The organism is Hwangdonia seohaensis (assembly GCF_031932625.1).
Lineage (GTDB): Bacteria > Bacteroidota > Bacteroidia > Flavobacteriales > Flavobacteriaceae > Hwangdonia > Hwangdonia seohaensis.
Window position 1 is genome coordinate 41,971 of sequence record NZ_JAVSCK010000002.1, and the last position, 18,902, is coordinate 60,872.

Here is an 18,902-nt window from a genome sequence, read left to right on the forward strand (position 1 = left end):
TAAAGCCTAACAATGGTTAATTTCACAGCTTAAAATGAAAATGAATTGGACAAGTATTTAAATCAGTTAAACGACGCGCAATTAGAGCCCACTATTCAAATTGAAGGCCCCATGATAGTTATCGCCGGTGCAGGTTCCGGTAAAACGCGTGTGCTTACGTATCGCATTGCCTATATGATGAGTAAGGGGATTGACCCTTTTAATATTTTGTCGTTAACCTTTACCAATAAAGCGGCGCGCGAAATGAAAGAGCGTATCGCCACCATAGTAGGCGCCAGTGAAGCGAAGAATTTATGGATGGGCACCTTTCACTCGGTGTTTGCCAGAATTTTACGCTCGGAGGCTGATAAGTTGGGCTACCCGAGCAATTTCACGATTTACGATACACAGGATTCCGATAGATTGATTGCCTCGATTATTAAGGAAATGAGCCTTGATAAAGATATTTATAAATACAAACAGGTGCGCTCGCGAATTTCATCGTATAAAAATAGTTTGATAACGGTGCGCGCTTATTTTCAAAATCCAGAACTTAAAGAAGCCGATGCTATGGCGCGCCGCCCAAGGATGGGCGATATTTACAAAGAATATGTCGAGCGTTGTTTTAAAGCGGGCGCGATGGATTTTGATGATTTGCTTTTGAAAACCAACGAGCTTTTAACGCGTTTCCCAGAAGTTCTGGCAAAATACCAAAACCGATTTAAGTATATTTTGGTGGATGAGTACCAAGATACCAACCATTCGCAGTATTTAATTGTGCGTGCCTTATCGGATAAATTTCAAAATATATGCGTTGTTGGTGATGATGCACAAAGTATTTACGCTTTCCGTGGCGCGAACATTAATAATATTCTGAATTTTCAGAAGGATTATGATGATGTGAAAGTATTCCGATTGGAACAAAATTACCGTTCTACAAAAAACATAGTTAATGCCGCAAATTCCATAATCGATAAAAATCAAACCAAGCTTGAAAAAATAGTTTGGACGGCCAACGACGAAGGCGAAAAAATAAAAGTGCACCGCTCCCTAACCGATGGCGATGAAGGCCGTTATGTGGCCAGTACAATTTTTGAAAACAAAATGAATCACCAATTAAAAAACAGTGATTTTGCTATTTTATACCGTACCAACGCACAGTCGCGCGCCATTGAGGATGCGTTGCGAAAACGCGATATTAAGTATCGGATTTATGGTGGATTGTCCTTTTACCAACGCAAGGAAATAAAAGATGTGCTCTCGTATTTGCGCCTTATTATCAATCCTGCCGACGAAGAGGCTTTAAAGCGTATCATTAACTTTCCGCCACGAGGCATTGGGCAAACCACTATGGACAAGCTTATCGTTTCGGCAAATGGTTATAACCGAACCATTTTTGAGGTGATGAAAAACATCGATAAAACCGATGTAAAAGTGAATTCGGGCACCAAAACCAAACTCCAAAATTTTGTAACGCTCATTGAAAGTTTCCAGGTTTTAAACCAAACGGCCGATGTTTTTGAATTGGCAGAACACGTAACCCGAACCAGCGGTTTAATCCGGGAATTCAATAAAGACGGTACGCCCGAAGGTGTGACCCGAATGGAGAATATCGAAGAGCTTTTAAACGGTATGAAAGATTTTGTTGAAGGCCAAAAAGAAATTGCCGATACCACCGGGAATTTAGCGGAGTTTCTAGAAGATGTGGCTTTGGCAACCGATTTGGATGCTGATAAAGGCGATGCGGACCACGTCGCGTTAATGACGATTCACTTAGCAAAAGGATTGGAGTTTCCGTATGTGTTTATTGTGGGCTTAGAAGAAGATCTGTTCCCAAGTGCGATGAGCATGAACACACGTAGCGAACTAGAGGAGGAGCGACGCCTTTTTTATGTGGCCTTAACACGAGCTGAAAAACAAGCGTATTTAACCTATGCCTTGTCGCGGTACCGTTGGGGAAAACTAATTGATTCTGAACCCAGCCGTTTTATTGAAGAAATAGACGAGCAGTATTTGGATATTGTTACGCCTATTGAAGAACGCCGATTTAACCCCATGTTGGATGCCGATATTTTTGGTGATGTTGAAGACTCCAAAGTCAGCCCTAATAAAATTAGATATAAACCCGCCAAAAAAGCGGTATTAAAAAAAGGAAACTCTAAAAAGCCCCAAGAAAAATTCCAGGTTACAACGCCTAAAAACTTAAAGCCTGTTGCAAAAACAGACGGAAACACCAATTTATTCGATAGTAAATTGGTGGTTGGAAATATTGTAAAGCACATCAGGTTTGGCACAGGAGAAGTATTAAAAATAGAAGGCAAAGGCGCCGATATAAAAGCTGAAATTAATTTTCAACACGGTGGCGTTAAAAAATTATTGTTGCGTTTTGCTAAGTTGGAGGTTGTTGGGTAGTGATTGTGTTGAGTTGGTGAGAGTTGTGGATATAAACTGTATTAAGCAATTTTTTATATAAGTCGTATTAATCCGAAAATCACATATTGTAATATCGGAAAAATAAATATACCGTTTACTTCTGTATGATGAATTGATCATACAGTTTATTTATTGATTTGGGCTCACCAACAATGGTAAGAACATCGTTTTCAAGAAGCACCGTCTGTCCTTTTGGTGCAAAAGAGGAGTTGTCTCTATCAACAAATACAACCAACACATCCTGGGGAAGTTTTATTTCCATTAGTTTTTTATTAATGAAAATATGTGATGGTTCACCTTTTGTTAATGGAAAAGAAATATATTGTTTGTCATGTAAAAGATACTCGGTAACTTCCCTTGCTTTTTTTAATGAAAGAATATCTTTGATAAAGTGATCGCGTTCCGCAATATCTATTAAACTTGACAACATACGAAGTTGCTGTTTTGGGTTGTTTTCATCGTTTACAAGAAAAAAGAATATTTTTATTTTTTCCCTGTTGATTTTACCGTGTATTTCAATTTGTTTTTCAATACCCTTTTTACAAAGCACAATATGGAGAACCGGATGGTTTATATCCAGTTTTTTTGCATAAAGAAGTGAAACTTCAGGAATTAATAAGGCAGGTTCTATTGGCGTTGTTTTTAGGAATTCTTCATTTAAGGAAGTACGGTCAACTTTTAGTTCCTGAGCAATAGAATTTGATACATTTTGCACCAAATCTTCAAATGAGGCGTTATCGATAAAATGTACTTGAGAACGAACGATTGTTTGGTTGAACGGATCGTTTTGGCGCAAACCTTTCTCCCGTAAAATCATCATGAATTCATTCTCCAGCTCATCATGTTGGTGTTTGCCCAACAAGGCGAACCAATGATAAATGGCACCTTCTCTTTTTACTTTTGAACGAACGAAAAACATATACCACAGGTATGCTAGAATAACGGTAATCACAGTAAATGCTATCGCCGCCCATCCCATATAGAGCATGAGGGCTAACGAAGAAATAATCCCAAATATTTGCATCCATGGATAAAGGGGGGAATGATATCCGGGGTCGTAAGAAGCAATTTTACTTTTTCTAAAAACGATGACGGCAAAATTTATGGCCATGAATATGAACAATTGAAACGAGCTAGCAAGTTTAACAATGCCTTCTTCAGTAAGGACGATAATACACAATATAATTAAACTTGCCGTAAGGATAATGGCCGGAACTGGTGTACCCCAGCGGCTTATTTTGCTAAATTTCTTTGAAAACAATTTGTCCCTGCCCATGGCCAATGGATAGCGCGAAGTGGCAAGCAAACCTGCATTTCCAGTAGAAGCAAATGCAAATAAAGCAGCAATTACAATAATATATAATCCTGTTTTGGCAGGTAACCAACTGAATAACTGTTGCGCGGCAGTAGCTACGGGCGAAAGATCTTTAGAAAGTGCTTCGTTGCCCATTATAGTTACCATGACGAAAACACCTAACACATAAATCAATCCGGTAACCAAGAGGGACAAGCCCATGCCCAAGGGTATATTGCGTTCTGGGTTTTTAATTTCTTCGGCAACGCTTGCTATTTTTGTTAGTCCTAAATAAGACACAAAAACGAAACCGGTTGTAAAAATAAGACCATGAAATCCTCCGGTAAAAAACGGAGTATAATTATTTTTGTTAAACCCTATGGAAGCGTTGGTATCCGAGAAAATATTCCAAAAACCATCGACGATAAACGCTCCTAATACTACCAGTAAGCCAACCACAAGTACTTTTTGAATACTTGAAGATTTACTGGTGCCAAATATGTTTAGAACGGCAAATGCCAGTGCGAAAACCACTGCAGTTTCTTTTATTGGGATATTCCAAAATATGGAAGCATAGGCTCCAATACCAACGAGTGCAAATGCTGTTTTTAAAAGTAATGCGATAAAAGTTCCAATACCACCAATAGTACCCATCATCGGTCCCAAACTTCGGTCAAGAAAAAAGTATGCGCCACCTGACCGTGGTAAGGCAGTAGATATTTCGGCAATACTAAACATGGCAGGCATTATTAAAAGCCCGGAAAGAAAATAGGCCAAAATTACCGATGGTCCGGTATATTGAGCGGCCAGTCCCGGTAACAGAAAAAAACCAGAACTGAACATGGATCCAGTACTTATTGCGAAAACATCAAATAATCCTAATTCTTTTTTTAGTTTCAAGACTCTATTTTTGTTTATTTTTTTTAATCAAAATATTTGTGCAACTATGTTACTACTGTCATTTATGAGTGCATTTAGTAATAATAAATTTATCTGCCCATTTTCATGGGAAATGTTAATGCATGTTCTGAGCAAACTGAATAATCTATTGACACTAATATTTTATTTGTCCCTATCATTTTACCTTTACCCTAACATGTGTTTTTTAATGTTGTGTGTTTAAGTAACTAAGTTAGCAAAAAAAACCGAAAAGAAAATCTTCAAAAAACAGTGCCTAAATTGGGTAGTGCAAATAAACCGCATGAAAAATTTTAGGAAACAACGCCTAAAAATTTAAAGTCTGTTGCTAAAACAAATGGTAACATCAATTTGTTTGAAGTAAATTGGTTGTTGGAAATGTGGTAAAACACATCCGGTTTGGCACCGGTGAAGTATAGCATATCGAAGGCAAAGGTGCCGTTAAAAAAGCGGAAATTAATTTTCAGTACGGTGGTGTAATTAAGCTGTCGTTGCGTTTTGCTAAATTGGAGGTTGTTGGGCTGATTTGTAATCAATTTTATTTTAATTGATTTAAAAGTTCTATGTTTATTTTTTTTTGGGCAATTGAATCTAATCCATGATTAGTAATGGAGTCGTAATACTTTTGATATTCATTCTCCTTCTCGTTGAAGAAGCTAATTATTTTCTTAATTTCGTTGGAATTTTTGCCCCATGATTTATTAACGGAATCAAGTGCTTTATTTTTGTAAATTTCCGTTATGTCAAAGTGTCGCTGCTCATGTTCTAAAAGCAAATGGTTAAAAGTGGTGTCTCTAGTTTTTTTTCTCCATGAATTATGGGGCTTTAAAATTGATGTTAAAATAGCAGGAGGGTAATTATAGACTTTGTTTTCTAAACCTCTAAATTCAGTTAAGATATACGCATCAAATTTTGATTTTTTATCCGGAACTCCTTTGAAACTTTTCCATGTTATTTGTGAATTCCAAATTTCAACATCCTTCATTTTACTTTTGAATAACCATGTATCTGAGGTAAATAATGCCCCTGTATTTATTGTTATTAGAATTAGAAATATTAGTGAGTGTTTATTTTTATCTAGTTTTTTTAAAATAATTATTCCTGTTATTATTAAAAGTGCCGATGCAATAAAATTATAATATTGGTAATTTATTTTTAAAATAATATTGATGTAAAGCAGAGTAGTAAAAAGACTGATTATGCTATTACTAGCATTTGGCTTTGCTATATTATTTAAAAATATCATAAAATGATAGAGAGAAAATAGGGTAGCAGTAAAGCCAATTGTTACTAAAATATGGCTTTTTTCATTGTTTGATAAAATCAAATGAAAAAAAACGATTACAATAAATATTGAAATGAAGTATTTGTAATGATATTTTTTCAATATTAAAACATATCTTTGTTAATTAAAAATAATGAATTTCAAATATAGCTTTTAAGAAATTAATCAAAAACATAGTTATCACTTAATCATACAAACCGAATTAACATGTCCGTTGCCATCATATTCTTTTACGGCGTTATTGGGGTCTAAAACCCATTTGCCGTCCACAATAAATTTGTAATGGTGTTTGCCACCAGAAAGTGGCAAAACGTATTTCCAACCGTAATCCTTTTTTTCCATAACCAATTCGTGCTCGTTCCAATTGTTAAACGAACCGGTAAGCACTACTTTTTTAGCATCGGTAAAACCTCTGAGTTTAAAGGCGGTGTATTCCTTTATATCGATTAACGAATTGTACTCGCGATATTCATTTTTTACTTTATGAATGTTATCCGGGTCTTCCATCCAATGGCCATCCACAATAAAACGGTATTCGTAAACGCCGGGTTTTATTTTTAAGGTGAGTTCCCAACCGTCGTCAACTTTGTTCATTTTAAATAAATTTTCGTTCCATTTATTAAACGAACCTGCAACGATAACTTTTTTGGCATCTTTAAAACCTTTCAATTTAAAGTGTGCGTTCCCTTTTTCGTCAGGGTGCGCCACGTACATTTTTAGGTTGTAAATACCGTGTAATCGTTGGCCGTCTTTTATGGCTTTGGCAATGTTGCTATCTCTTTTCGAGGGTTCCGCCCAATAGGAATTATTGATGACAAACTTAAATTCCCACGAAAATTCATCGGTAAAATCGTGAATGCTTTTTCTCAGTTCGTAGCGGTCTTCGTCAACTTTGGTCATATACCATTTGTTTTTGGACCAATTATTGAACTCTCCCGAAACCACCACGTTTTCAATTTCCAAATCATCAAAATCGCGTTTATTGCCGCCAAAATCGTGAGTTGCTTTTTGGTAATCGTTTTTATTGAAAGAAAACACAATGCTATCGCCCTCAATTCTGTAGCCTTTAAGGCTATCTTTTTGAGCGTATGTGTTTAAACTTATAAAAGCAAAAACTAAAATGGCGATATGTGCAATAAGTTTTTTCACTGGGTTTTTAATGGGAAATCTACAAAATATAATTTTTCTTTTTGATAGTTGATAATGGTTCTTTTTTGTGCAAAAAATTCGTAGCCAAAAATGCCATCCAAATCGGTGCCAAAAGCATCGTTCATTTTATTTAAGTTGGTTAAAACCGTTAACATGGGGCCAAAATAAATGGTTTCGTTTAATTTAACACGATGCAATTTTCCTGCCATAACCTCAATTTTTTTATTGCTTGCGCCAATTAGGGTCAATCGTTTTTTCGGAACAAAATATTTTAGCACTTTTTTGTTGACGTTTTTACTTATTTGATTGAATTCCGCCGCGGTATCCAAACCAAATTTTAGTTTTTGATTATTGATGGTGCTGTTTAAAACAATGGTGTGCTTTTTTAGTTTGAAATTGACGCTATCCACTATTTTTTCCAAATACACCTGTTTATCCAACTTGTTTCCTTTGGCATCTACTTTTGTTAGCGTGATTTGGTTTAAGTGCATATCGACAAAAATCTCGTAATCTTTTAAGATGTTGTAGCCAATAATACCCAAAAGCTTGATTTTTTTGCTGTGCTCGATATGCGATAAATCGATAACATCGGAGCTTTTGTTTTCTAACCTAAAGTTTTGCAATACAAACTCTTTAACTTGTTTTTCGTAGGAGTAGTCGATGGCTTCTAAAACACCAGAAGTTTCTTTGCTTTTTTGGTTATTGGCGTACATGTTCGGGAAATGGCCGCTGTTTAATATTAAGGTTTCAGAGCCTGTATCAATAATGAAGTTGCCTTTTTTGTTTAATAATTCAGCTTCAACCACGATTAAATGATCGACGAGTTTAAACGGAATTCTGGTGGTATATTCATTTAAAATTTCGGCTTTAGTAAAGAGAATAGATTTTTTTATGCCATGGGTTGCAAAAACCAAATGGCAATTCAAGGTGAAAATCGATATAAATAAAAGAAGCCTTAGCATATTATTAAGACTAATATACTCGCTAAATGTTACAATTTTTACTCGATAATCGAGATTAAAATATTCCGGGGTTTGTTCTAAACCTATTGCATTTTTCCACTAAAGCTCGTGAGCTGGCTTCAAGGTAGGTTGTTTACAAATGGTTATTTATGAAAACTTTAAGTTTTACCCAAGTATCCAATAATTCCAATCCAATCCAACCATGTCCCGCATTTGGGTATAAAGTAAACTCGTGCGTAACGCCCAAGCTTTGTAACTTATCGCGCATATCGGTGCCCTGCGTAGTAGGTATTAACGGGTCTTGTCCGCCATAAAACAAAATAGTTGGAGGTGATAAAACCGTGGCTTGATGGAACGGGCTAACTTCTTCTAAAAAATCCGTTGTTGCATTTGCGCCGTACAAATCCAACAATTCCTGTAAAACGGGGTTGGTATTATTTAAATATGCTGGGTCTGTTAAATTTGTTGGTCCCACAATACTGCACACCATATTTACATTGGTATTGGCATCAAAAGCGTAACTCCAAAGCAACGATAAATGCCCACCCGCACTCGTGCCTATAAATCCGATAGCTTCAGAAATGGTGTAATTTATTTTATTGTCTTTTAAATGATTGATGATGGTTGTAATATCCTCCATTTGCATCGGGTAGGGGTTGTTGTTTTCATCTGCCAATCTGTAATTGATATTTACAATGGCTAGGTTTGGAAAATCCTGACGTAGCAAATCTTTTATGGGATTCATTTCAGCTTTATCACCGGCAGACCAACCGCCACCGTGCACTAAAACCATCAATTTGGTATTGGCCGTTCTATTGGCGGGCAGATATAAATCGAATTTTTGGTCGGCATCCTCGCCGTAAGAAATATTTAATTCCTCATAATATTTTGAAGGGTCTAAACTTGTTATTGGGTCTTCGGTTGCTGTTTCATTCGAACAACTAAAGGCAACCAAAGTTATAATCAGAATTAAAAAAGTAGATTTAAGTGCATTCATGGGTTATGTTTGTTTTTTCATAACATAAAACATTTGCAGAAAAAAGAATCATTTTTGCTTGGTTTTAAAGATTATTTTAATCCTATTGGTTTCGTTATAAAAATAATATTTACTTTGTAAACGTATTTACAAGATAGTTATTATGGCTGAGTTTTTAAGAATATATGAAGAAAATCCCAATCCGAAAGCGATTGAAAAAGTGGTAGCTGTTTTAAAACGTGGCGGCCTAATAATTTATCCCACCGATACCGTGTACGGTTTGGGCTGCGATATTACCAATATAAAAGCTTTGGAACGTGTTGCGAAAATTAAGCAAGTAAAACTTGAAAAAGCCAATTTCTCATTTGTTTGCCACGATTTAAGCAATCTAAGCGATTATGTAAAACAAATAGATACAACAACTTTTAAAATTCTAAAACGTGCGCTCCCTGGGCCATATACCTTTGTTCTTCCCGGAGGGAAATCACTTCCAAATCCTTTTAAAAAGCGCAAAACAGTGGGTATTCGAGTGCCAAATAACAATATTGCTTTAGATATTGTTAAGCGGTTAGGAAACCCCATTATATCGACGTCTATCCATGATGAAGACGAAGTTTTGGAATACACCACCGATCCTGAATTAATATTGGAAAAATGGAGTAACTTAGTCGATTTGGTAATTGATGGCGGTTATGGCGATAATGAAGCCTCAACGGTTATAGATTTATCCGAAGACGAACCTATTGTTATTAGAGAAGGCAAAGGCAGTTTGGAGATTTTTTAAACGCCATTTAAATCAGGATTATTAAACAAAACACATATTTTTAAACACTTTAACTAAACAACCCTTTATGAATTTAGCAGAAATAAGCAGCGACGTTCCTTTATTTGCAAACGACACCATTATTTTTGGTGTTTTATCCGTAACACTGGCCCTAATATTTTACTCATCTAGTTTACCTCGTTTTTCAAAATTTTACAGCATTATTCCCGCGCTTTTATTGTGCTATTTTATTCCGTCCATATTAAGTTCTGTAGGGTTGATTGCCGATAAATGGATTGATGTTTCGGCAACCATAATACACCTGCAATCTATTTACGGCAATTTAGACGGCGTTACCAATTTGCATACCTTAAAGGAATATGCAATGGTAAATCATATTAAACCATCGGAGTATTCGCAATTTATTGGTGGTAGTAATTTGTATTATGTGGCTTCTCGATTTTTACTGCCCGCTTCATTGGTGCTTTTAACTATGAGCATCGATTTAAAAGGCGTGTTCAAACTCGGTTCAAAAGCCTTAATTATGTTTTTAACGGCAACCGTTGGCGTTATGATTGGGGGACCGTTGGCTATTTTGTTTTTTAAGTTTGTGGCACCAGATATTTTAACCTCTGTTGAAGGCACCGAATTATGGAAAGGCCTATCTACCGTTGCAGGAAGTTGGATTGGTGGTGGCGCCAACCAATTGGCCATGAAAGAACAGTGGGAAGTTGGCGATAGCCTGTTTAGTATTATGGCCGTGGTTGACGTTTTGGTCGCCGAAGTTTGGATGGTATTCTTGTTGCTTGGTGTTGCTAAGTCCGATAAAATAGACAAGTATTTTAAAGCTGATAATTCGTCTATTACCACACTGAAAAACAAGATGGAAAAATTTAGCTTGGAGACGGCTAGAGTACCTTCTTTCAATGATTTTATGATTCTTTTGGGAATTGGTTTTGGTGTGACTTCCATAGGGCATTTAGTAGGTGATAATTTAAGCGTTTGGATAAAGGAAAATGCGCCGGTTTTAGTTGATTTCGGACTTGGAAGTTCGTTTTTCTGGCTCATTATTACGGCAACAACCGTTGGTGTTTTTCTATCGTTTACAAAAATGAAAAGTTACGAAGGTGCCGGAGCCAGTAAAATAGGAACGGTATTCATTTACATTTTAGTGGCAGCCATAGGCATGAAAATGAATTTGAACGCGATTGTGGAAAATATCAGTTTATTTGCCATTGGCTTTGTGTGGATGATTATTCACGTAGCCTTACTATTTATTGTTGCTAAAATTATAAAAGCACCTTATTTCTTTTTGGCAGTGGGCTCAAAAGCCAATATTGGTGGCGCTGCTTCTGCGCCTGTGGTTGCCGGTGCTTTCCATCCATCGTTGGCGCCAGTTGGTGTCCTGTTGGCTGTATTGGGTTATGCTTTAGGAACTTATGCAGCGTTTGCCTGTGCGTTAATGATGAAGTGGGTGAGCTAGGAAATTCAATAACTTAAAAATAATTTTAATAGGATTTTTAATAATTATTTATATCTTTAGTTGGTGCAACTTATTGCATAATAATTGATTAATAGCAGATTTTAGAGCAATTGAGGGTTGTTTTTAACCTTGATTGTATTTAGATTTTATAGATTTAAATTAAAAAAGCTCTCCTTTTTAATTTATTTCAAGGCATTTGTATAATCCATTTAAAGCTATTAATTATGAAGCGACTTTTACACATTCCAACGTTTATTTTTACTTTTATTATATGTTTCACCAGTTTTTCGCAAACCTATAAAGTTGATGAAAAACGAATTTATGCATGGGATGCGTTTGCATCAGATTGGGAGCATAACCTTACCGAGCAGTTTATCTATGCCAACGGTGGTACAAAAGAAACACTTTTGCAAGGATTTAGCATGCCTGGGATGATGTTAACCTATCAAGATGTTAAAACCTACAATGCTAATAATGACATTATTTTAGATGTAGGACAAATATGGAATGGCATTACATTGCAATGGGAAAACACAAGTCAAACCATTTTCTTATATGATTTATCGAATAATTTAATAGAAGAAATAGACCAATCATACAATGCTATTACCCTACTATACGAAAATGCGTATAGAGTGTTGTATGAGTACTCGGGGTCGAATGTTATTAAATTTACCTATCAAAATTGGGATACAACTGCTTGGGTAAATGAAGATAAGTTAGAGGTCACTTATACGTCAGGATTGCCAACACAAATAATTTCCAGTGTTTGGAACACAACAACGAATATGTGGGATTTGGATGAACGCGACACGGCAACATATACAAATGGACTGAGAACGGAACTGGTTGTTGAAACGTACAATGGAAGCGGTTGGGATTTACTTGAAAGATATTTAACGACGTATTCAGGATCACTAGAAACAGAGTACATCCAACAAAGTTGGAACGGGTCTATATTTGTAAACTCCGATAGGGAATTAAGCATCTATGACGGTAACGATAATAAAACAGAATATATTTGGTACAGTTGGGTTGCCAACGCGTGGGAACCTTATTATAAAGAGGAAATGGACTATTCTCTTGCTGTATCCTTAAGTACGGATTCTTTCCTTAAAGACAGTTTTAAATTATACCCGAACCCAGCTTCAGATGTTATACATATAGCTTCCAAAATAGCTATTGATAAAGTGGAATTATATAACGTTTTAGGTAAAAAAGTATTACAATCCTCTAACAGCTCCAAAGCATTAAATATTGAAAGCTTACAGTCTGGAATTTATATTCTAAAAGTGTATAATAACGATAAAAGTGCATCCAAAAAAATAGTGGTAAAATAGTTTTTAAGACAGCTATTAATTGAGGAAAAGGAAGTTTAATACTTAACGGTATTGGCTTCCTTTTTAATATTTAACGTAGCTTACAATCTCCAAACCATAACCAATCAAGCCCACGCGTTTGGTCTGTTCTGTGTTGGACATCAAGTTTAACTTATGGATATTTAAGTCGTGCAGAATTTGGGCACCGATACCAAAATCGCGATTGTCCATGTTTATTTTTGGTGCTTTTGAAATTTTATTCGGACTCTGGTTTTCCTTCAAAAAAGACAAACGCTTTAAAATATTCATAGACTGCGATTCTTGATTTATAAATAGAATAGCACCCTTGCCATTGTTGTTAATAAGCTTAAACATATTGTCCAATTGCTTATCAATATTATTGGTAAGTGTTCCAAGGATATCGTTGTTAATTAACGTGGAATTAATTCTGGTAAGTACGGGTTCGTTATCTTTCCATTGTCCTTTAGTTAATGCTATGTGTACTTGATCGTTGGTGGTTTGTTGGTACGCTCTTAAACGAAAACTTCCAAAACGAGTTTCTATCTGAAAATCTTCTTTTTTATCGATTAGCGAGTCGTGTTGCATTCTGTACGCCACCAAATCTTCAATCGATACAATTTTTAAATCCAGCTTTTTGGCCACTTCCATAAGCTGAGGTAAGCGCGCCATGGTGCCATCTTCATTCATTATTTCAACAATAACGCCAGCAGGTTTTAAACCAGCCAAACGTGCAAAATCTATGGCGGCTTCGGTGTGTCCCGTGCGTCGTAAAACGCCTCCTTCTTTGGCTACTAATGGAAATATATGTCCGGGTCTGCCCAACTCAAAAGGTTTTGTATTGGGGTCTATTAACGCCTTAACCGTTTTTGCTCTATCGCTGGCTGAAATCCCTGTACTTACGCCGTTGCCTCTTAAATCTACCGATACCGTAAACGCTGTTTCCATCGGGTCCGTGTTATTGCGCACCATCATATTAAGTTCCAGTTCTTTGCAGCGGTTTTCGGTAAGTGGTGTACAAATAAGCCCTCTGCCGTGGGTTGCCATAAAATTTATCATCTGTGGCGTAACCTTATCGGCGGCAGCCACAAAATCACCTTCGTTTTCACGGTTTTCGTCATCAACAACAATAATAACTTTGCCGTTTCGTATATCGTCTATAGCTTCGTGGATGGTATTCAGTTTAAATTCCGAAGTTTTATTTGTGGTCATAGGTTCTAAAATCATGGTGCAAAGATATTGCTTATTTTAAACTATCTAAACAATTTTGTTTTAAGTCCTCGTTAATTTTCACATTTAAAAAAGGATAAACCAGCATATATAAAGGCACGCCAATTATTAAAAGGATAATATGTGGCATCTTTACTTTTTTATTGATGTGGCTATAAAAACGGTTTAAATTAAAAATGGATTTTAAATAATAAATGATGAATAAAAACAAAGCAACCGCGCTAAGTTGGATGGATGCCGCCTGTAACGATGGCATTTTGTTGTTTTTAAAAACAAAGAACAATACTAAAAGAACAACCCCAATACCGTATAATACGATAGCGAATTTTGAATGCGCTATGTAATTGTTGAACATGGTTTTTGAGGCATCAAAAGCTGTACGGATTGATACGCCCTGGTTTCTCATTTCATCAATGTTAACACCTCTTGCATTTAAGGTTTTAATGGCTTCGTAACGTGTATTTTCACTATGCCCGAGGGATTCATATTGCTTAACAACGTTAATTAATTCTTCATTTGAATATTTAGAAAGAAACTTGTAGCTTACACTGTTCTTTGGCTTAATGTTGAATATTTTTTTCAATGGTTCAATAATATTGCCCATTTCAAACAAGCCTTTATCCTCTGTAGCTCTTTTAGTTAAAAACAGACCCAGCGGAAACATAACAAGCGTAGAAAACCAACTGGCAAGTATAGGGTTAAAATCACCACTTTTTGCACTGTTTATAGCAAAAATCCCAATAAAATGATAGGCTAAAAATAGTACGATGGCAATTACCATTGGCAAGCCAATACCTCCTTTACGTATTAAAGCACCAAGTGGGGCGCCAACAAAAAATAGAATAACGCATGCAAACCCGAGTGCCAGTTTTTCGTGAAAGGACACAATATGCTTATTGTAATTGCTTTTTGCAAATTTCTGTTCAAGTTGTTTCGATTCAATAATCTGCTTCGTGCTTTTAATGTTTCTTAACGCTAAATCGAGAAGCTGCGATTTGTTTTTTGTTTCAAATAAATCCAATATTTCGCCGCTGTAAATGGAATCGCTTTTAGGTTTTACTTTTGATTTAGGAACATCTATGTTTTTTAGCCTCGTAATATTAGTGCGTTGGTACAGGCTTTTAGAAAGCGTTTTGTGTGCTGAGTTTCTTTTTTTTGTAAGCGAGTCAATAGTATAATTTAATTCGCTTAAATTAAGCATGTTGTATTTGTCGGAATCCGATTTGGCATCAATATCTACATTGTCGTTGATTTGCGATAAATCAATATTAATGGTGTATTTTTCAAATGTACTTTTGGCAAAAGGCTGCTTGTTTCTTTCTTCAGGTTTTTTACGATAAATATCATTATAATAATTTCCGTCGGATAAAATAAGCTTTAAAACATTTGAGGTTTCTTTACCTATAAGTTCTCCAGAAACAGATTTTATCATTTGTGAATTGGTACGGCTGTCTGCACCTTGGCCTTTAATATGGATAATAACATCGTTAAGATATTGCCCCTTATCACCGCTTTTACTTGCAAATTTAATGTTGTAATCGCCAACTTCGTTAAATTGCCCTTCGGCCAAAAGCATTGCAGGTTTAAGTTTCGCAATGTTTTTTCGTAAGTTGAGCGAGTTGTATTCGGCCCACGGAATAACGTTATTGGAAAACATAAAAGTAGTAAAGCCCAAAACCACAATAAATATGCTAAGTCCCGACATGGCGCGTTGCAGGGAAATCCCGGTCGATTTCATGGCGGCAAACTCATAATTCTCGGCAAAACTACCAAACACCATGATGGACGATAAGAGTATGGTGAGCGGTATAACCAGCGGAATTAGCTTAGGCATAAAATACGCCAGAAACTTAAAAACCACAACCATATCCAAATCTTTACCGGCAAGCTCTTTTATATACAGCCAAATGGTTTGCAAAACAAAAATCAGCAAAAGAATTACAAATACGCTGAGAAAAGTTTTAAGATATGTGGTTAGTATGTAACGGTCAAGAATTTTCACAAAAGTTACCTAATCTAATTTATTGATGTAATAATCTTTGTATTTATTGGCATCAAAGGTAAATAAGCTTTTTGATAAAGGTTCGTTTGTTTTAAAAGAATTAACAGTAAGCGTTGTTTTGGTTCCGTTTTTACCGATTTGAATGAGGTTATAAATGTGTTTGGTTTGCTTATCTACACCCAAAAGAATGTGCTTGATTTCAGAGTTCGAATCAATGGGTGTTAACTTAACGTACTGTACTTTTCGGCCTTGTATATTTTGCTCAATATCCAAAGCATAGGTATAGCCATCTTCGTAAAACGACAGCATTTTACTTGGGGTAATGTTGTCTTCGTCGTCGGTATTATCAGATGAAATGGTAACTTCTTCGTCTTCGGGACTAATGCTGTATGTTGTTTTACCGTCGAAAAGACGCGTAATTCCCAAAATGTTCAATCGGTATTTTTCACCTTGCATCACCACATCGCCACGGGTTTCCTGTTTGATGTTTTCTGAGGTATTTTCAAGGACATATTTGAAATCTATTGAAATATTATCGTAGCTTTTTACTTTGGCCGAAACGTCTTGTAATAACGATTTACCTTCGTTTTGAGAAAAGGCACTAACTGAAAGAGTGAGTAATAAAATGCTAATAATTTTTTTCATTGAATAACTTTTTTTTCATTTCCGCACTTCGACTGCGCTCAGTGAAGCTATGGAAATCTAATTATAATTCGTTTTCTAAATGCTGATCGAGCGCCAATAAATCGGGTATTAAAACCTGTCTGGCTTTGCTGCCTTCAAAAGGCCCAACTATACCGGCGGCCTCTAATTGGTCTATTATTCTGCCCGCTCTGTTGTATCCTAATTTTAATTTTCGTTGCAATAAAGAAGCCGACCCTTGTTGCGCCGTTACAATAACAATGGCGGCGTCTTTAAACAGTTTGTCCCGATCTGATATATCTATATCAAGACTTGTGCCACTTTCCTCCCCAACATACTCGGGTAAAAGATAGGCCTCGGGATAGGCTTTTTGCGAGCCAATATAATCGGTAATGCGTTCTACTTCGGGGGTGTCAACAAAGGCGCATTGCACACGAATTACATCGTTACCTTGCGTAAACAGCATATCACCACGACCGATAAGTTGGTCGGCACCAGAGCCATCTAAAATGGTTCGTGAATCTATTTTGCTGGTTACCCTAAACGCAATTCGCGCCGGGAAATTGGCTTTAATAATACCTGTGATAACGTTAACCGACGGACGCTGTGTGGCAATAATTAAGTGAATACCAATGGCACGCGCCAATTGAGCTAAACGCGCAATGGGTGTTTCAACCTCTTTACCGGCAGTCATTATTAAATCTGCAAACTCATCAACAACCAAAACGATGTATGGTAAAAATTGATGACCGTCGTTCGGGTTTAACTTTCGTGCTTTAAACTTCGCGTTGTATTCGGCTATGTTTCTACATAAGGCATTTTTAAGCAACTCGTAGCGGTTATCCATTTCAATACATAATGAATTTAATGTATTGATTACCTTTGTGTTATCCGTGATAATGGCTTCTTCGCTATCTGGTAGTTTTGCTAAATAATGGCGTTCGATTTTATTGAAAAGCGTCAGTTCCACTTTTTTAGGATCGACTAAAATAAACTTAACCTCTGCCGGATGTTTTTTGTATAAAAGCGATGTTAATACCGCATTTAATCCCACCGATTTACCTTGTCCGGTTGCACCCGCCATAAGTAAGTGTGGCATTTTTGCAAGATCGACAACAAAGGTTTCGTTGCTAATGGTTTTACCTAAAGCAATAGGCAATTGCATTTCGGAAGTCTGGAACTTTTTTGAAGCGATTACCGAACGCATCGACACAATGGTTGAATTTTTATTGGGCACCTCAATACCAATAGTGCCTTTTCCAGGAATGGGCGCAATAATACGAATACCCAGAGCGGAGAGCGATAAAGCGATATCGTCTTCTAAATTCTTGATTTTCGAAATTCGCACGCCGGCTTCGGGAACAATTTCATACAAGGTAACCGTTGGGCCAATAGTGGCTTTTATGCTGGCAATGCCAATTTTGTAATTGCTTAAGGTTTCAACAATTTTATTTTTATTTTCCTCAAGCTCTTCTTGATTGATGGTAATGCCTTCGGTATCGTATTTTTTAAGAAGATCCAGTGGCGGAAATTGATAGTTGCTCAACTCCAAAGTAGGGTCGAATTGCCCGAAATCCTCAACCAATTTATTGGCCAAATTATCGGTTTCCGATTGTTCTTCGGCTACGGTTTCAACCTTCATTTCTAAATCCGGTTCTTCTTCCTCGGTTATTTTGACCTCCAAAGGTGTTGCGGTTTCGGGTTTAGTTTCTTTTTTTGCGGTTGGTGGTTTATTTTCCAAAGGAATGTCAAAAGCGGTTTTTATAGCTTCGGCTTCTTCAGATAAATTATTATCAAGCGGAATAGAAAACTCATCATTGGCTTTAGAAAATTCATCTTTTATATCTTTTTTGGCCGATTTGAAAAGTTTAGCAATACTGTGGAACGTCACTTTAAAACGAATGGCTAAATAGGTGATTAAACCAAATAAAAGTAGGAGTGAAGTGCCTATTTTACCGATATAATCTTGTAGAAACATATTTATTTCGAAACCGATTGTCCCTCCGAGAATATCCTTTTTATCGCCAAAAAAACCAAAAAGAACAGATATCCAAATGATGATGAATATGCCCCAGAACCAATGTTTGCGCAATTTTGCTTTGGCAATATCCATAAGGACGTAAACACCGGAAAGAAATAGCAATCCGGAAAATATAAAGGATGCGACGCCAAACCCGCGCTGTATAAATAAATCGCTTAACCAAGCGCCACTTTTGCTTAACCAGTTTTGGGTTTCTGCTTCGCGATTTGTGAAATTTGACAAGCTACTTTGGTCGGCTTCACCCGTAAAGAAAAACGAAATAAAAGCAATGCACAACAGTAAACCCAAAATAACCAAAAAGCTACCCAATACCAGTTTTTGCTGGCTAGACAACTTAAAATTAGGTTTTTTAATTCTTCGTTTTGGTGTTTTGTTGGTCTTTGTTTTTTTCTTCGCCATTAATGGTGT

General features: G+C 36.4%; 14 protein-coding genes. 4 read left to right on the top strand and 10 right to left on the bottom strand.

Translation table 11 applies throughout. From position 1 onward, the window contains the following. Positions 1-45: 45 nt before the first annotated feature. Complete coding sequence (locus RNZ47_RS05495; RefSeq protein WP_311937608.1) at positions 46-2,391, top strand: ATP-dependent helicase; 2,346 nt, start codon at positions 46-48, stop codon at positions 2,389-2,391. Positions 2,392-2,506: 115 nt separating this feature from the next. Here the strand turns inward: RNZ47_RS05495 and RNZ47_RS05500 are convergent, their stop codons facing one another. The 6 genes from RNZ47_RS05500 to RNZ47_RS05525 form a co-directional block, all read right to left on the bottom strand. Further along, complete coding sequence (locus RNZ47_RS05500; protein ID WP_311937610.1) at positions 2,507-4,606, bottom strand: amino acid permease; 2,100 nt, start codon at positions 4,604-4,606, stop codon at positions 2,507-2,509. 311 nt (positions 4,607-4,917) lie between these two features. Beyond that, positions 4,918-5,160, bottom strand: coding sequence for a hypothetical protein (locus RNZ47_RS05505; protein WP_311937612.1), 243 nt, complete (start codon positions 5,158-5,160; stop codon positions 4,918-4,920). A gap of 2 nt (positions 5,161-5,162) precedes the next feature. Next, complete coding sequence (locus RNZ47_RS05510) at positions 5,163-5,951, bottom strand: hypothetical protein (RefSeq protein WP_311937614.1); 789 nt, start codon at positions 5,949-5,951, stop codon at positions 5,163-5,165. A gap of 138 nt (positions 5,952-6,089) precedes the next feature. Further along, positions 6,090-7,058: an early set domain-containing protein gene (locus tag RNZ47_RS05515; RefSeq protein ID WP_311937616.1), complete on the bottom strand. Its 969-nt coding sequence runs from the start codon at positions 7,056-7,058 to the stop codon at positions 6,090-6,092. Continuing rightward, positions 7,055-8,020, bottom strand: a complete 966-nt coding sequence (locus RNZ47_RS05520) for a hypothetical protein (protein WP_311937618.1) — start codon at positions 8,018-8,020, stop codon at positions 7,055-7,057. Before RNZ47_RS05520 ends, RNZ47_RS05515 begins: the two co-directional genes overlap by 4 nt. A gap of 133 nt (positions 8,021-8,153) precedes the next feature. Continuing rightward, positions 8,154-9,017 carry an alpha/beta hydrolase fold domain-containing protein gene (locus tag RNZ47_RS05525; protein WP_311937620.1) on the bottom strand — a complete coding sequence of 288 codons (864 nt, stop codon included), beginning with the start codon at positions 9,015-9,017 and terminating at the stop codon, positions 8,154-8,156. 142 nt (positions 9,018-9,159) lie between these two features. On the opposite strand from RNZ47_RS05525, the gene RNZ47_RS05530 reads away from it, so the two are divergent. The 3 genes from RNZ47_RS05530 to RNZ47_RS05540 all read left to right on the top strand — a co-directional run bounded on the left by RNZ47_RS05530 (position 9,160) and on the right by RNZ47_RS05540 (position 12,582). After that, the gene (locus tag RNZ47_RS05530) at positions 9,160-9,780 is read left to right on the top strand and encodes an L-threonylcarbamoyladenylate synthase (RefSeq protein WP_311937622.1); all 621 of its coding nucleotides are present in this window, start codon (positions 9,160-9,162) and stop codon (positions 9,778-9,780) included. Positions 9,781-9,847: 67 nt separating this feature from the next. Beyond that, the gene (locus tag RNZ47_RS05535; RefSeq protein WP_311937624.1) at positions 9,848-11,242 is read left to right on the top strand and encodes a DUF819 family protein; all 1,395 of its coding nucleotides are present in this window, start codon (positions 9,848-9,850) and stop codon (positions 11,240-11,242) included. 224 nt (positions 11,243-11,466) lie between these two features. Beyond that, positions 11,467-12,582, top strand: coding sequence for a T9SS type A sorting domain-containing protein (locus RNZ47_RS05540; protein ID WP_311937626.1), 1,116 nt, complete (start codon positions 11,467-11,469; stop codon positions 12,580-12,582). 63 nt (positions 12,583-12,645) lie between these two features. Here the strand turns inward: RNZ47_RS05540 and ribB are convergent, their stop codons facing one another. From ribB to RNZ47_RS05560, 4 genes are all read right to left on the bottom strand, one after another. Beyond that, entirely contained in the window at positions 12,646-13,791 is a 1,146-nt protein-coding gene (gene ribB / locus RNZ47_RS05545; RefSeq protein ID WP_311939040.1) for a 3,4-dihydroxy-2-butanone-4-phosphate synthase, read from the bottom strand. A 31-nt stretch (positions 13,792-13,822) separates the two neighbouring features. Continuing rightward, positions 13,823-15,811, bottom strand: coding sequence for an LptF/LptG family permease (locus RNZ47_RS05550; RefSeq protein WP_311937628.1), 1,989 nt, complete (start codon positions 15,809-15,811; stop codon positions 13,823-13,825). A 9-nt stretch (positions 15,812-15,820) separates the two neighbouring features. Continuing rightward, positions 15,821-16,456 (bottom strand): outer membrane lipoprotein periplasmic chaperone LolA1, encoded by a 636-nt coding sequence (gene lolA1 / locus RNZ47_RS05555; RefSeq protein WP_311937630.1) that lies wholly within the window; start codon positions 16,454-16,456, stop codon positions 15,821-15,823. Positions 16,457-16,517: 61 nt separating this feature from the next. After that, complete coding sequence (locus RNZ47_RS05560) at positions 16,518-18,893, bottom strand: FtsK/SpoIIIE family DNA translocase (RefSeq protein WP_311937632.1); 2,376 nt, start codon at positions 18,891-18,893, stop codon at positions 16,518-16,520. Positions 18,894-18,902: the final 9 nt, after the last annotated feature.

What these genes read in the sequence shown, in the direction of transcription:
- RNZ47_RS05520 (WP_311937618.1), bottom strand. Translation starts at nt 8,020, where the DNA reads ATGCTAAGGCTTCTTTTATTTATATCGATTTTCACCTTGAATTGCCAT.
- RNZ47_RS05525 (WP_311937620.1), bottom strand. Translation starts at nt 9,017, where the DNA reads ATGAATGCACTTAAATCTACTTTTTTAATTCTGATTATAACTTTGGTT.
- RNZ47_RS05530 (WP_311937622.1), top strand. Translation starts at nt 9,160, where the DNA reads ATGGCTGAGTTTTTAAGAATATATGAAGAAAATCCCAATCCGAAAGCG.
- RNZ47_RS05535 (WP_311937624.1), top strand. Translation starts at nt 9,848, where the DNA reads ATGAATTTAGCAGAAATAAGCAGCGACGTTCCTTTATTTGCAAACGAC.
- RNZ47_RS05540 (WP_311937626.1), top strand. Translation starts at nt 11,467, where the DNA reads ATGAAGCGACTTTTACACATTCCAACGTTTATTTTTACTTTTATTATA.
- ribB (WP_311939040.1), bottom strand. Translation starts at nt 13,791, where the DNA reads ATGACCACAAATAAAACTTCGGAATTTAAACTGAATACCATCCACGAA.
- lolA1 (WP_311937630.1), bottom strand. Translation starts at nt 16,456, where the DNA reads ATGAAAAAAATTATTAGCATTTTATTACTCACTCTTTCAGTTAGTGCC.
- RNZ47_RS05560 (WP_311937632.1), bottom strand. Translation starts at nt 18,893, where the DNA reads ATGGCGAAGAAAAAAACAAAGACCAACAAAACACCAAAACGAAGAATT.